Here is a 13703-nt window from a genome sequence, read left to right as displayed (position 1 = left end):
AATACAGGTATTTATTAATGGAGTGGGAGAGAATTATATGTCTATATCGCTATATTATAAAAAAATCCGGGAGAAATTAGGTCATGAACTAATTTTTATACCGAGTGTAGCTGCTGTTATTAAAAATGAGCAAGGGGAAATCTTATTTCAATATCCTGGCGGAGAATACTGGAGCTTGCCAGCTGGAGCAATTGAACCTGGAGAAACTCCAGAAGAAGCAGTAGTTCGGGAGGTTTGGGAAGAAACGGGGCTGAAAGTACGAGTGAAAAAGCAAAAAGGGATATTTGGAGGGAAAGAGTTCCGTCATACATATTCGAATGGAGATCAAGTAGAATATATTGTTGTTGTGTTTGAATGTGAAACTACTAGTGGAAAACTGAAGTCAATAGATGGTGAATCTTTAAAACTACAATATTTCTCATTATCTGAAAAGCCTCCTTTGGCACTACCATACCCAGATAAAATATTTTTATAGATGTAAAATAGCACACCTTACTTATTGAAGGTGTGCTATTTATATAACCCTGTCGTATACATTTCAGTTAACGTATGCACAATCTCTTCTAAGTCGATCTTTTTATCATTTTGCACAATCGTCCAAAGAAACATCTCATTCATTGCGAACCAAGCACGTGCTACAATTTCTTTATTTAATTCAGGATGTGCTAACCCATTTTCTTGAGAGTATGTAATATCTTGCGTAATGCTGTTTATAAAGCGTTCTCGGATCTCATCCCATTTTTGACGTATCTCTTTTGATAAACCAATTGCTTCCTGCACAATTTGTAAAATAGCTCGTTCTTTCTTTGCTAGTTGTAGAAATGCTCTAACTTGATTTTGAATCATAATACTTGCTTCTTCTTTTGTTTGGGGCGAAAAGGAATGCTCAGCAATATCATAAAATTGATTCATGACATCTTCCATTAAAACGATGAGGAGATCATCTTTGTTTTTAAAGTATACATATGCCGTTCCATAACCAGTTTCTGCATGTTTAATAATTTGTGTAATGGTTGTTTTCTGAAATCCATTATTAATAAAAACAATGTAGCCGGAATGTAAAAGTTTCTTTTTAGTTTCTAAGGAGCGGTGTTTTCTTGATGAAAGAGTAGTGTTTTTCAAAGAATCACCTCTTTATACTGAAATATCTGAAAATATAACTGTATTGTAAAAGAAATTCATATATAAAGTCAACTGACATAATATCATTGACGTTATATCAACTAAGGTGATATATTTCAATTAGTTAGAATAAAAAGAAAATTAAGAGAAGGTGACACCATGTATAAAGAACCATTTCAACCAACTTATGAGTATGCGCTTGAATGTGATAAACATGATGAACTGAAAGATTTTCAAACTGAATTTTATAAAAAAGAAGGAACAATATATTTAGATGGAAACTCATTAGGGCTACTTTCAAAAAGAGCAGAGAAATCGTTACTTACTTTGCTAGATTCATGGAAAGAGTATGGCATTGACGGCTGGACCGAGGGTGAGCATCCGTGGTTTTTCCTTTCGGAGAAATTAGGTGAATTGACTGCACCTCTTATTGGAGCTTTACCAGAAGAAACTATTGTAACCGGTTCCACGACAACGAATATTCATCAAGTAATCGCAACTTTCTATGAGCCGAAAGGAATACGCACAAAAATTCTTGCAGATGAATTAACATTTCCGTCAGATATATATGCACTTCAAAGTCAAATTCGTTTAAAGGGCCTAGATTCAGATGAGCATTTAGTACGAGTGAAGAGCCGAGATGGTAGAACACTTTCTGAAGATGATATTATTCATGCGATGACAGATGATATCGCGTTAATTTTATTACCTTCTGTACTATATAGAAGCGGCCAAATTCTTGATATGAAACGTTTAACAGCGGAAGCGCATAAGCGTGGTATTCATATCGGGTTCGATTTATGTCACTCAATCGGTTCTATTCCGCATCATTTCAAAGAATGGGATGTTGATTTCGCTATTTGGTGTAATTATAAATACTTAAACGCAGGACCTGGTGGTGTTGCTGGCCTTTATGTAAATAAAAAACATTGTAATAGACTTCCAGGCTTGTCTGGCTGGTTTAGTTCTAGAAAAGATAAGCAGTTTGATATGGAACATACATTAACTGCAGCAGACCATGCCGGTGCATATCAAATTGGTACCCCTCACGTATTAAGTACAGCGCCGTTAATCGGTTCTCTTGAAATGTTTAAAGAGGCTGGTATAGAACGTTTACGTGAAAAATCTTTACATATTACAAGATACATGCTTAATTTAATTGCTCATGAATTAAGTGATTTTGGATTTACAATTGGAAATCCATTAGAGGATGAAAAACGAGGCGGGCATATTTATTTAGAGCATGCAGAAGCAGCACGTATATGTAAAGCGTTAAAAGCAAATGGAGTAATTCCAGATTTTAGAGCGCCAAATGGAGTGAGACTTGCGCCAGTTGCTTTATATAATACGTACGAAGAAGTATGGCAGTCTGTTATGATTTTAAAGAAAATTATGAAAGATGAAGAGTATAAGCAATTTGAAAATAAGCGAGAGGTTGTGGCATAAGTATGAAAACATCAGAGTGGATTGATATTTCACAACCGCTAAATAATGATATTGCTACTTGGCCAGGGGATACACCGTTCTCGTATGAAGTATCATGGTCAAAAGAAGAGAGTGGCTCAGTAAATGTCGGAAAGTTAACGATGAGTATTCATACAGGCACTCATATTGATGCACCGTTTCATTTTGATAATGATGGAAAGAAAGTGTTAGATTTAGATATCCAAGTTTATGTCGGACCTACGCGAATCATTGACGTTTCTAATCTTGAAAGCATTGGGAAAAAGGAATTAGAGAAATTTCATTTAGAAGGCGTAGAACGCTTGTTGTTACGTACATCTTCACATGGTAAAGCGAATGAATTCCCAGATATAATCCCGCATTTACGTGCGGATATAGCACCGTTTCTTTCAGAAAAAGGTATACGTTTAATCGGGGTGGATGTACCATCAGTTGATCCATTAGATGATAAAGAATTAGCAGCGCATCATCAATTGTTTAAACATGGCATACACATCTTAGAAAATGTCGTACTAGATCACGTAGCAGATGGCGATTATGAATTGATCGCATTACCACTTGCCTTATCAGATGCAGATGGAAGTCCAGTTCGAGCAGTTATTAGACCAATATAAGTAGAAATATATATAAAGGGGCGTTTTGCTAATATGAAAGAAAATGAAAAGGTAATTATGGAAAAAGGGATTCATACGGACTTTAAAGAGAATATGACGTACGGGGAATATTTACAATTAGATAGTTTACTATCTTCTCAAAAGAGATTATCAGACCACCATGATGAAATGTTGTTCATCGTTATTCACCAAGCAAGCGAACTTTGGATGAAGCTTATTTTACATGAGTTAAACGCAGCAATTGAATCTATTAAACAAGACAAATTACAACCAGCTTTTAAAATGTTAGCACGTGTATCAAAAATCCAATCACAAATCATTCAATCTTGGGATATTCTTGCGACATTAACGCCGTCAGAGTACATTGAGTTCCGTGACTCGCTCGGTCAAGCTTCAGGTTTTCAATCGTATCAATATCGTATGATTGAGTATGCGCTTGGTTATAAAACGCCGCATGCCTTAAAAATTTATGAAAAAGATCCAGAATTACACGCTCGACTTCATACGGCGCTACATGCACCAAGTTTGTATGATGTGGCAATTCAAGCTCTTGTAAAAGAAGGATTCCCAATTCATAAAGACGTGTTAAATCGTGATATTACGCAGCCATACGAAGAAGATGCAACAGTAGAAGCAGCATGGCTTGAAGTGTATGCGGATGTGAAAAAATATTGGAATTTATATCAGCTTGCTGAAAAACTTATCGATATTGAAGATTGGCTACAACAATGGCGTTTCCGTCATATGAAAACAGTAGAACGCATTATCGGACATAAAATGGGAACAGGTGGCTCTTCTGGTGTATCTTATTTAAAACGAGTACTTGATCAACGTTTCTTCCCAGAGCTTTGGAATGTTCGCACGAAATTATAAAAACAAACCTGTCAGTTCATTACTGGCAGGTTTGTTTTTTATTTGAACCCAAGTATGTTTTAATTAAAGCTACAAGATATAATAAATTAGGTAATGATTTAATTGGAGGTAAAGTATTGGATTTCAAGCAGCTAGAAAATAAATTTGAAAAGAAAAAAGTAAATACATTTCTTGTTTATCAAAAAGGGGAATTAACAACTGAGTATTATAAAACACCCGAATGTGCAAATAACTTATATAAAATAAATTCGATTACAAAAAGCATTGTATCTATATTAATAGGTATTGCAATTGATAAAGGCTATATAAATGATATACATACACCTATTACAGAGTGGATTGAAAATGTACCTGAGGGAAAACATGATTTGACGCTTTATCACTTATTAACAATGACTACTGGTGAGGAGTGGAAAGAGTTTGGAAATGGAGTAGTATTCCCGAATGACTTTGTAGAATCAGCGAACTGGGTGCAATATATATTAGAAAAACCAATAATTGAAGAACCCGCTACAAAAATGAATTATAACTCAGGTTCTTCGCATTTGCTTAGCTACATTATCCAAAAAGCTACTGGAATGTCGACAGAGCAGTTTGCGAAAAGGTACTTATTTAATCCGTTAGAGATTACAGAATATGAGTGGCAACAAGATTCCCAGGGAATATATGTCGGTGGTTTCGGTATGAAAATGAAATCTAAAGATTTATTAAAACTCGGAATATTATGTTTGCAGAATGGAATTTGGCAGGGGAATGAAATTGTATCATCGAAATGGTTAGAAGAATCAAGTACACCTCTATTTGAAACGTATGAACATGTCGGGGCATATGGATATCACTGGTGGGTATTGAATAACGAAAGATTTCACATACCGTACTGTATGTACTTTGCTATGGGATATGGCGGACAATATATCGTTATCATTCCGCAGTTAGAGGTGGTTGCTGTAATAAGTAGTCATATGCCTAAACGTGGGCTCGTTCCATTAAAGTTATTTATCGAGCATGTACAGGAGAATTATAAGTTTGTATGAGAAGAGGAGGGACTGTATGGGGGATGTAAAAACATTATCTCTATTTAGACTATGTTTAAGCCTTCTAGCATTTAGTGCAATCATTACGCAATTTATAATACGGGCACAAGTGAAACCGTTCAATCCAGTTAACTTTTTTAGTTTCTTCACTATCGAAAGTAACATTTTAGTTGCATGTATTCTCCTTTTAAGTAGTATCGGAACAGCTACATTTGGTCGATCAGAACAGTTTGGTATACTTCGTGGTGCAGCAACTGTATACATACTTACGACTGGACTCATTTATTTTTTATTATTAAGAGGGTTAGAAGAGTCACTTCAAACCGCAATACCATGGGTAAATACGGTGTTACATTATATCATGCCAATAGCAATGCTTTTAGATTGGATTTTAAATCCGCCTAGTAAGAAAATCACTTGGAAACAAGCCGCAAGTTGGCTCTTATTCCCGTTTTTTTATGTTTTATATAGCTTAATACGTGGCCCAATCGCGAATTGGTATCCTTATCCGTTTTTAGATCCGAGAATAGGTGGATATGGTAGAGTACTTTTATACAGTATAGGGATAGCAGTTGTAATTGGCGCTATTTGTATATTGGTAAAATTTTTAGGGAATCGAAATTTTAGAAATGAAAGAAACCCGGCTGTTTAAATTCATAACAGCCGGGTTTCTTTCATTTTATCTACTCGTTTTCTGAAACGACATTTTAATAAATTTCTCCGTCTTCGTTTCAAACTCTACATCAACAAAAACACCATATTCTTTTCCATCCTCGCGTAGCCATAATTTAAATTTTTCAACTGTTATTTGAACGGTTTTTGGTTTTCTACCTATATGAAGGTAATCAATAATCTCTGCTTTTGGGTATTGTTCTTTCGTTTTTTCTACAGCAAGCTTACCCCATTTTGCATATGGCGGCTGTGCATGAACAATTGATGAGCCTGTATATACATTTGAACATGTTGTCAGGAACAGAAGGACGAGTGCGACACGCTTTAACAAATTCTTCATAATGAACTCCTTTTATCCTTTTTTATCCCACTTTAATGGGCAGTAAGCCCCCCATCTCAAAATTCAGCGAAAGTAAAGAAGTTAGGTGGGGGATCAACTGCCCATTAAAGTCCGATTGGTGAGGGCTGATAATCAGTGGGGGATGAAGAAAACCCCCACTGATTAAAGTTTCACTTTATATTGTTTACATATTCTTTCTACGATATTAGTTTGGATTTTTTTGTCTTCTTTACATAAAAGCGAGGCTTTTACAAAACATAACCAAGAAATCATTTCCGTAATTAAGGAGGGAAAATTATGCGCCAAAAAGCTGTTTTTAAAATAGCAGTTTTGCTTGCGTTCATAGGACTGTCTTTCATGGTCAGTAGTATACAACTAAAAAATGTAGAAGCCTTTTCTAATCAAGTCATTCAAAGGGGAGCATCTGGCGAAGATGTCATTGAACTGCAATCTCGTTTGAAATATAACGGATTTTATACAGGAAAAGTGGATGGAGTTTTCGGCTGGGGTACATACTGGGCACTTCGAAATTTTCAAGAGAAATTCGGTTTACCTGTTGATGGTTTAGCCGGAGCTAAAACGAAGCAAATGCTCGTGAAGGCAACGAAGTATGATAAGTCAACTGCTAATAAAGGAAATAGTGGTGGTACAGCACAAGAAAATAAACCACCTCAAAATAAAGGGACAAATGTTCCAAATGGTTATTCCCAAAACGACATTCAGCTTATGGCAAACGCAGTATATGGAGAATCTCGTGGTGAGCCGTACTTAGGACAAGTTGCAGTCGCTGCAGTTATTTTAAATCGTGTTACAAGTGCATCATTTCCAAATACTGTTTCGGGTGTGATTTTTGAGCCAAGAGCATTTACAGCGGTAGCAGACGGACAAATATATTTAACACCAAATGAAACAGCAAAAAAAGCTGTATTAGATGCAATTAATGGATGGGATCCAACAGGAAACGCATTGTATTATTTCAATCCAGATACTGCAACAAGTAAATGGATTTGGACTCGTCCACAAATTAAAAAGATCGGGAAACATATTTTCTGTAAATAGAGCGGAGGTGGAACTATGTTACGAGGTATTATAATCGTATTATTAACAGTTGGTGTAGTTGGAACTGGATACTGGGGCTATAAAGAGCACCAAGAAAAGAATGCAGTATTAATTCGAGCAGAAAATAGCTATCAACGTGCGTTTCATGATTTAGCGTATGAGGTTGATTTATTGCACGATAAAATTGGAACAACGCTTGCGATGAATTCGCGCGCATCTTTATCGCCTGCATTAGCAGATGTATGGAGATTAACATCGGAAGCTCGTTCGGATGTAGGACAACTTCCTTTAACATTAATGCCTTTTAATAAAACGGAAGAATTTTTAGCGAATATCGGTGATTTTAGTTACCGTGCAGCCATTCGTGATTTAGAAAAAGAACCATTAAATGATCAAGAATACAAAACGTTGCAAACTTTATATTCCAATGCAGGGAATATACAAGATGAACTAAGAAAAGTGCAACATCTTGTTTTGAAAAACAATTTACGCTGGATGGATGTTGAGATGGCACTCGCATCCAATCGTGATCCTGCAGACAATACAATTATTGACGGGTTAAAGACAGTAGAAAAAAATGTAACATCGTATTCATCTACAAACTTCGGACCGACCTTTACAAGTGCACAAAAAAATAAAAAAGGTGGATTTGCAGCAGAAGGAAAAGCAATTTCAAAAGATGAAGCGGCGAAAATTGCAAAATCGTTTTTAAATTTAAAAGGAAATGAAAAAGTAGAAGTCGAGAAAAGTGGAAAAGGTGCGAAAGAATCTTTCTATAGTGTGAAAATTAAAGACGAGGCAACGAATAATGAGTTTTATATGGATATTACCGGAAAAGGCGGATATCCAATTTGGGTTATGAATAATCGAGAAATTAAAGAACAGAAAATTAGTTTAAACGATGCAGGAAGTAAAGGTTTGAAATTCTTAAAGGACCATAAGTTTCATAATATGGAGCTTTATGATAGCTCACAATATGATAATGTTGGAGTATTTACGTATGTAGTAAATGAGAATGGCGTACGAATTTATCCAGAGGCAATTCAAATGAAAATTGCTTTAGATGACGGTTCTATCGTCGGATTTTCGGCGAAAGAATATTTAGCATCACATCAAAAACGAACAATCCCTTCGGCAAAGCTAACTGCAGCAGAAGCAAGAAAGAAAATAAACCCTGATGTAAAGGTAATGGAAGAGCGAAAAGCAATGGTAGTAAATGATTTGCATAACGAAGTACTTTGTTATGAATTTGTAGGTACTTTAGGGAAAGATACGTACCAAATTTTCATTAATGCAAATAGCGGAGCAGAAGAAAAAGTGAAGAAAATGCAAGCTGTTGAAAAAATTTATGATTAAACTTGAATGGTAAAGTGGTGAGAATAATGAAAATCTTAATATATATATTGATGGTTTGTTTTTTAATAACTGGATGTAGTATTGGAAAAAGGGATAATCCAAACGAAAAGCCCGAGCAAAAAAAGGTTTCAATGAAAAATGTTAATTATACAAATAAGTCAAATAAGCCAAATGAAAAAGCAGCGGACCATTTAGCATCTTTAGCAGCAAGTGTGCCAGGTGTAAATGATGCGACAGCGGTAGTAGTTGGGAAATATGCAATTGTAGGAATTGATGTAAAAGCGAAACTAGATCGAACACGTGTTGAATCCATAAAATACTCTGTTGCAGAAAGCTTAAAAAACGATCCTGATGGTGCTAATGCAGTCGTTGTAGCAGATGTTGATACGTATGAAAGACTGAAACAAATTGGAAAGCAAATTAAAAAAGGAAAAACAGGTGAAGGTATACTGGATGAGTTAGCAGCAATTGTTGGCCGAGTAATGCCACAAGTTCCAAATGACATGATTGAAAATCGAGAAACGAATCCAATAAAAGATAATGATAAACAATTACCAAAAGATGAAGAGCAAGAACTGAGAAAAGAACAGAATGACCAATCAAATAATCATTTAAATAAATAAATTTAACAGTAACCCTGTACTAAATTGTACAGGGTTTTTCAATATAATATTAAATATTCAGTTTATTTTTAAGGGAATATATGGTTTAATTATTATGGGAGGGACAACTGTTATGATGAAAAAAAGCACATTAATATTATGTAGTTTATGCTTAGGTTTCAGTATGACAGCGTGTGAACAGAAGAAAGAAGTAAAAAAGCACACAGCGACTTCTTCTACTGTAATGGAAAATCAGAAGAAAGAATCTATCAATATAAATCATTTTTTAAATGTAAATGAAGGAATGACTTATAAAGAAGTAAAAGATTTAATTGGTTTTGAAGGGGATTTACTCATAGAAGAAGGTGTAGAACATTCTACACAAATTAAGCAAATTTTTGCTTGGAAGGGAAGCAATCCAACTGCATTAGTTGAAATTACATTTTTAGATGGAAAAGTACATTCTAAAGTGCAGCAAGGTTTAAGTTAATAAGTAAAAAATGGGAGAGTTTATCATGAACATACATACAGGGGAAATTCAATTAGTTCCGTATAAAGAGGAATTTAAGGAAGTTATACAAACATTTACTTTACCAAGTGAACAAGTTCAATTTACATCGGACCCAGTTGAATTATTGAAAAAAGCAAAAAATGATTGTACAAAAAATGTGATTGTTATTTTAGATTACAATGGGGTACCTGTTGGTCTTTTTGCATTGCAAACAGGAGACAGAGTGCAGGAGTTCACAGAAAATGAGAACGCTTTACTTTTAACTTCATTTTCTATAAATCACAATAGACAAAGGAAAGGATACGCTAAAAAATCACTGGCACTATTACAAGAGTTTGTACAACGTTATTTTCCGATGAAAAATGAAGTTGTACTTGCTGTGAATGAAAAAAATATTCCTGCACAAAATTTATATGAAAAAGTTGGCTTCCAAGATAAAGGTTTTAGAAGAATGGGACCAATTGGTCAACAAATCATAATGCATTTACCTATCATAAAATAACGAGAAAAAACTTACTCTTATACAAAAGTAGTAAGTTTTTTATTTAGAAAGATATATAATATAGAATATATAAATAAACGAAATAGAAATGAAGGAAATACAAAATGAATCAAGTTAGAAAATGGAATATTATTGGTGGAAGGGTGATAAAAACAGGAATTGCGGTTTTTCTTACAGTTCTAGTTTGTGAATTTTTCAATATTCCAACTATATTTGCTGTTATCACCGCAATTGTAACGATTGAGCCAACTGCAACAGATTCTATAAAAAAAGGACTGGTTCGCTTTCCAGCTTCAACAATTGGATCAGCGTATGCAATGACTTTCACATTTTTCCTAGGTCATCAGGCGCTTTCTTATGCGTTAGCAGCGATGTTTACAATCGTTACATGTCAAAAACTAAAGTTACATGCGGGAACGTTAGTTGCAACATTAACTGCTGTTGCAATGATCCCAATTACGGTAGATCACTATTTTACTGCATTTTTAATTCGATTAGCTACTACATTTACTGGTATTATAGTGTCTACTTTAGTGAATTTTTTCATCTTACCACCACATTATGTTAAAACAATTTCGGGATGCACAGAGGAGCTATTTGTTAAAACGGCAAATGTTATGGAGGAATGGCTTACTGTGTTAATGGATGGGAAAGTTATAAAAAAGGAGACAACCTATACTCTTTCTAATTTAACTGTATTATTAAATAAAGCAGTACAATTTGTTCAATATGAGCAAAAAGATTGGAAATATCATCGACATACAAAAAAAGAAATGAGAAGTTTTTTACTTGTACAAAAGCAACTTCATTTATTACAGCAAATTATTTATCATATAGATAATCTAGCTCGAGCACCAATTGAAACATGTGACTGGTCGCAAAATGAAAAAGAGATTTTACGACGAACAATTCATTCTATAATTTCTATATTAAGAAATCATTGTGAAAAAATAGATGAGGAACATTTTAAACTGATTGATGAATTAGATAAGCAATTTTGGACTAATAAAAATGATTTAGCACATTGTAAACCGAATCAATATCATCATCATTTTTCAAGCAAATCTATCATTTTGTTTGAGGTATTATCTATACATGATATGTTAGAGGAATTAAAACAAATATTCGAGAAATATGAGAGTGAAAATCAATTTAATTGCTCAGTTCATTAAAATGTGGAGGATTGATATGACAATTTATATTGCATTACTAAGAGGTATCAATGTAGGCGGTCATAAGATAATCAAAATGGCTGATTTAAAACAAGCGTTTGAATCAATAGGGTTGAAACAAGTGAAAACATATATTCAAAGTGGGAATATCGTATTCAAATCTGAGGAAGATATAACATTTCTAAAGGAACGAATACAGTCTGAAATTAAAAACGTTTTTGGTTTTGATGTTCCGGTTATGTTAAGAACACATGAGGAATTTATAAACATTACAAAAAGATGCCCCTATGAAGTCAATTCATTGCGAGAAGGCGAAAGTATACATATTGCCTTCTTAGCACATGAACTTTCTAAAACAGAAAAAGATCAGCTACTTATGCAAAAAAATGAGATTGAAGATTGTTGTATTCATGAAAAAGTTGTATATTTATTTTTCAAAAATAGCATTCGAAATTCAAAATTAATGAATCAGTTCCAGAAGTTACATACACCAGCTACAGTAAGAAATTGGCGGACTGTGAATAATTTAAAAGCGATAGTTGAGGGGATGTAAATATAAAAAGATGAGATTTTCTTTATACAGAAAATCTCATCTTTTTATTTATATTGTTTTGTGACAATAAATTCGACAATAGGATAAATAAAGAATGAAGAGCACAGTGCAATAAAAAGAGGGAAGTTTTTAACCCCATTTAAATTAGCTCCCATAGAAAACCCTTCAGAGAAGAGTAATATAAGGAACATTACAACTACGAGCGTAAAATATGCAATTTTAGAGCTTTTATATGTAATTTGTTGTCCCATTTCATCTTGACTTTCTTCTGATACACCGTGAGGATCTCCCCATGTAATATGATTGATAAGGTAGCTAATTATTATAGCGCTAGTGAAAATTGTGCCACCTAAAATTTCACCTTCAGCGATGTATTTATAAACTCCATGTATAAGCACTCCAAGTAATGATAAAACGATAATTATGAAAATAAATTTTTTATGGTTCAATTTAAAAATGGCACCTCCATTGTTGTAAAAAACTCTTTACAACTATAGTATAAAATTGGGGAAGTTTAATGTCAAATACTTTTTACACATAGGGCCGCGAAAATGATATTTTGTATTTACGGTTAATAAAAAATTACATTACATTTGAATGTAAAAGAACGGGCTCGCATATATTTGGAAGGGATGTCAGATTAATTTAGGGGGTAGTTATGTCTATTCTTTTAAAAGCTGGTGCTGATGCAGGAAATAATGGTTTGAAGTTAATGGTGAAAGGGCAAGATCCTATTTTTATTCCGAGTATATATGCTTTATATATAGGAGAGCCTACAGGACTCTTAGATGAGGAAGATGTTTCATTATCTGAATTAGAAAATCACATTGACGTGACCATTAGTTCTCCATCGTTAATGTTAAATAATGTGCGGTATATCGTTGGAGAAAAAGTCATTCAAGATCAATTAAAAGGTACTGAAGTTGAGAAGAAATCGAATAAGTCAACTGATGAGTTAATGGTTATTACAATTCTATCTGGTTTAGCCGTAAGTGCTATGCGTCAAAGCCCAACTTCTAGCCATATTAATATTCGATATGATTTATCTGTTGCTCTTCCTATGCAACTTATTACGCAAGAAATAGCTGCGGAAAATGCGAAACGTTATATGGGGAATCATAAGGTTGTGTTCCATTATCCAAACGGACGTGATGTTACAATTAATATTTCAATTGAATATTGCAAATGTCTACCTGAGGGTGCTTCTGGGACGTGGGGCATTGTATATGATGAAGAAGGAAATGTTGTGAAACATAAAATAGAATGTGAACAAAATAAAGTTTCAGAAATTGATTTTGTTGATAAAACATTATTATCTTTTGATATTGGTGCAGGAACGACAGAAGAAGTCGTTTCACTAGGTGTAAACTTTCGACCACAACTAAGTAAGGGCTTATCTTATGGCGTGAAAGAAACGTTACTACAAATTATTACGAGATGGAACCGGAAGTACCCAACGAAGACGATTGATAGCATTACAGAATTCAATCAAATTTATTTAAATGATAAACATCCTAGAAATGCATTATTAGTTGAGGAATCACAACCAGCACTATTAGGTTTAGCAGCGCGCGTTGCAACGGATATTATAAACAAAATTGATGATATGAAAGACGATCCGTACGTATTTATTTACGGCGGGGGCGCAGTTATCATTAAAAATAGCTTGAAAATGATTTTAAAACAAAAAGGGCGTTTAACAAATGTAATCTTTGTAGATAATCCACTATTTACAAATGCACGTGGATTATTAGTATACACTTGTTCACCAAAATATAGAGAGCATAAGCAAAAAGAGTTAGGATTTACAAACTTAACGATAAGTTAGT

The 13703-nt window shown here is 34.1% G+C and carries 17 protein-coding genes; 14 read left to right on the top strand and 3 right to left on the bottom strand.

Annotated elements, in window-relative coordinates; translation table 11 throughout:
* Positions 1-37 precede the first annotated feature (37 nt).
* Positions 38-475, top strand: coding sequence for an NUDIX hydrolase (locus BGI23_RS13290; RefSeq protein WP_070806196.1), 438 nt, complete (start codon positions 38-40; stop codon positions 473-475).
* Between the two features lie 35 nt (positions 476-510).
* Here the strand turns inward: BGI23_RS13290 and BGI23_RS13285 are convergent, their stop codons facing one another.
* Complete coding sequence (locus BGI23_RS13285; RefSeq protein ID WP_070806195.1) at positions 511-1122, bottom strand: TetR/AcrR family transcriptional regulator; 612 nt, start codon at positions 1120-1122, stop codon at positions 511-513.
* A gap of 159 nt (positions 1123-1281) precedes the next feature.
* Between BGI23_RS13285 and kynU the strand changes: the two genes are divergently transcribed.
* From kynU to BGI23_RS13260, 5 genes are all read left to right on the top strand, one after another.
* The gene (gene kynU / locus BGI23_RS13280; RefSeq protein ID WP_070806194.1) at positions 1282-2568 is read left to right on the top strand and encodes a kynureninase; all 1287 of its coding nucleotides are present in this window, start codon (positions 1282-1284) and stop codon (positions 2566-2568) included.
* A gap of 2 nt (positions 2569-2570) precedes the next feature.
* Positions 2571-3200: an arylformamidase gene (gene kynB, locus BGI23_RS13275; protein WP_000858056.1), complete on the top strand. Its 630-nt coding sequence runs from the start codon at positions 2571-2573 to the stop codon at positions 3198-3200.
* A gap of 33 nt (positions 3201-3233) precedes the next feature.
* Complete coding sequence (kynA, locus tag BGI23_RS13270; RefSeq protein WP_000661967.1) at positions 3234-4073, top strand: tryptophan 2,3-dioxygenase; 840 nt, start codon at positions 3234-3236, stop codon at positions 4071-4073.
* A gap of 116 nt (positions 4074-4189) precedes the next feature.
* Positions 4190-5107 carry a serine hydrolase domain-containing protein gene (locus BGI23_RS13265; protein WP_070806193.1) on the top strand — a complete coding sequence of 306 codons (918 nt, stop codon included), beginning with the start codon at positions 4190-4192 and terminating at the stop codon, positions 5105-5107.
* A 16-nt stretch (positions 5108-5123) separates the two neighbouring features.
* Entirely contained in the window at positions 5124-5759 is a 636-nt protein-coding gene (locus BGI23_RS13260) for a Pr6Pr family membrane protein (protein ID WP_070806192.1), read from the top strand.
* Positions 5760-5786: 27 nt separating this feature from the next.
* Here BGI23_RS13260 and BGI23_RS13255 read toward each other — a convergent pair whose 3' ends face one another.
* On the bottom strand, positions 5787-6119 hold the full coding sequence (locus tag BGI23_RS13255; protein ID WP_000793373.1) for a DUF3889 domain-containing protein: 333 nt from the start codon (positions 6117-6119) through the stop codon (positions 5787-5789).
* A 297-nt stretch (positions 6120-6416) separates the two neighbouring features.
* Here BGI23_RS13255 and sleB point away from each other — a divergent pair, with 297 nt between their 5' ends.
* The 7 genes from sleB to BGI23_RS13220 all read left to right on the top strand — a co-directional run bounded on the left by sleB (position 6417) and on the right by BGI23_RS13220 (position 11874).
* Positions 6417-7178 (top strand): spore cortex-lytic enzyme, encoded by a 762-nt coding sequence (gene sleB, locus BGI23_RS13250; RefSeq protein ID WP_070806191.1) that lies wholly within the window; start codon positions 6417-6419, stop codon positions 7176-7178.
* 15 nt (positions 7179-7193) lie between these two features.
* Positions 7194-8534: a germination protein YpeB gene (ypeB, locus tag BGI23_RS13245; RefSeq protein WP_000943712.1), complete on the top strand. Its 1341-nt coding sequence runs from the start codon at positions 7194-7196 to the stop codon at positions 8532-8534.
* A gap of 26 nt (positions 8535-8560) precedes the next feature.
* Positions 8561-9157, top strand: coding sequence for a YhcN/YlaJ family sporulation lipoprotein (locus BGI23_RS13240; RefSeq protein ID WP_070806190.1), 597 nt, complete (start codon positions 8561-8563; stop codon positions 9155-9157).
* A 112-nt stretch (positions 9158-9269) separates the two neighbouring features.
* Entirely contained in the window at positions 9270-9626 is a 357-nt protein-coding gene (locus tag BGI23_RS13235; protein ID WP_070806189.1) for a hypothetical protein, read from the top strand.
* 25 nt (positions 9627-9651) lie between these two features.
* Positions 9652-10149, top strand: a complete 498-nt coding sequence (locus tag BGI23_RS13230; protein ID WP_070806188.1) for a GNAT family N-acetyltransferase — start codon at positions 9652-9654, stop codon at positions 10147-10149.
* Positions 10150-10253: 104 nt separating this feature from the next.
* The gene (locus BGI23_RS13225) at positions 10254-11321 is read left to right on the top strand and encodes an aromatic acid exporter family protein (RefSeq protein ID WP_070806187.1); all 1068 of its coding nucleotides are present in this window, start codon (positions 10254-10256) and stop codon (positions 11319-11321) included.
* A 16-nt stretch (positions 11322-11337) separates the two neighbouring features.
* Complete coding sequence (locus BGI23_RS13220) at positions 11338-11874, top strand: DUF1697 domain-containing protein (protein ID WP_070806186.1); 537 nt, start codon at positions 11338-11340, stop codon at positions 11872-11874.
* A 44-nt stretch (positions 11875-11918) separates the two neighbouring features.
* Here the strand turns inward: BGI23_RS13220 and BGI23_RS13215 are convergent, their stop codons facing one another.
* The gene (locus tag BGI23_RS13215) at positions 11919-12323 is read right to left on the bottom strand and encodes a DUF2178 domain-containing protein (protein WP_070806185.1); all 405 of its coding nucleotides are present in this window, start codon (positions 12321-12323) and stop codon (positions 11919-11921) included.
* 209 nt (positions 12324-12532) lie between these two features.
* Between BGI23_RS13215 and BGI23_RS13210 the strand changes: the two genes are divergently transcribed.
* Entirely contained in the window at positions 12533-13702 is a 1170-nt protein-coding gene (locus BGI23_RS13210; RefSeq protein WP_000025610.1) for a ParM/StbA family protein, read from the top strand.
* Position 13703 lies beyond the last annotated feature (1 nt).

Origin of the sequence: Bacillus sp. ABP14 (genome assembly GCF_001831375.1) — a bacterium.
Classification (GTDB): domain Bacteria; phylum Bacillota; class Bacilli; order Bacillales; family Bacillaceae_G; genus Bacillus_A; species Bacillus_A paranthracis.
This window is presented reverse-complemented; position numbering and strand designations above follow the sequence as displayed.

What these genes read in the sequence shown, in the direction of transcription:
- BGI23_RS13210 (WP_000025610.1), top strand. Translation starts at nt 12,533, where the DNA reads ATGTCTATTCTTTTAAAAGCTGGTGCTGATGCAGGAAATAATGGTTTG.
- BGI23_RS13220 (WP_070806186.1), top strand. Translation starts at nt 11,338, where the DNA reads ATGACAATTTATATTGCATTACTAAGAGGTATCAATGTAGGCGGTCAT.
- kynA (WP_000661967.1), top strand. Translation starts at nt 3,234, where the DNA reads ATGAAAGAAAATGAAAAGGTAATTATGGAAAAAGGGATTCATACGGAC.
- sleB (WP_070806191.1), top strand. Translation starts at nt 6,417, where the DNA reads ATGCGCCAAAAAGCTGTTTTTAAAATAGCAGTTTTGCTTGCGTTCATA.
- BGI23_RS13290 (WP_070806196.1), top strand. Translation starts at nt 38, where the DNA reads ATGTCTATATCGCTATATTATAAAAAAATCCGGGAGAAATTAGGTCAT.
- BGI23_RS13255 (WP_000793373.1), bottom strand. Translation starts at nt 6,119, where the DNA reads ATGAAGAATTTGTTAAAGCGTGTCGCACTCGTCCTTCTGTTCCTGACA.
- BGI23_RS13240 (WP_070806190.1), top strand. Translation starts at nt 8,561, where the DNA reads ATGAAAATCTTAATATATATATTGATGGTTTGTTTTTTAATAACTGGA.
- kynB (WP_000858056.1), top strand. Translation starts at nt 2,571, where the DNA reads ATGAAAACATCAGAGTGGATTGATATTTCACAACCGCTAAATAATGAT.
- BGI23_RS13225 (WP_070806187.1), top strand. Translation starts at nt 10,254, where the DNA reads ATGAATCAAGTTAGAAAATGGAATATTATTGGTGGAAGGGTGATAAAA.
- ypeB (WP_000943712.1), top strand. Translation starts at nt 7,194, where the DNA reads ATGTTACGAGGTATTATAATCGTATTATTAACAGTTGGTGTAGTTGGA.
- BGI23_RS13235 (WP_070806189.1), top strand. Translation starts at nt 9,270, where the DNA reads ATGATGAAAAAAAGCACATTAATATTATGTAGTTTATGCTTAGGTTTC.
- kynU (WP_070806194.1), top strand. Translation starts at nt 1,282, where the DNA reads ATGTATAAAGAACCATTTCAACCAACTTATGAGTATGCGCTTGAATGT.
- BGI23_RS13260 (WP_070806192.1), top strand. Translation starts at nt 5,124, where the DNA reads ATGGGGGATGTAAAAACATTATCTCTATTTAGACTATGTTTAAGCCTT.
- BGI23_RS13230 (WP_070806188.1), top strand. Translation starts at nt 9,652, where the DNA reads ATGAACATACATACAGGGGAAATTCAATTAGTTCCGTATAAAGAGGAA.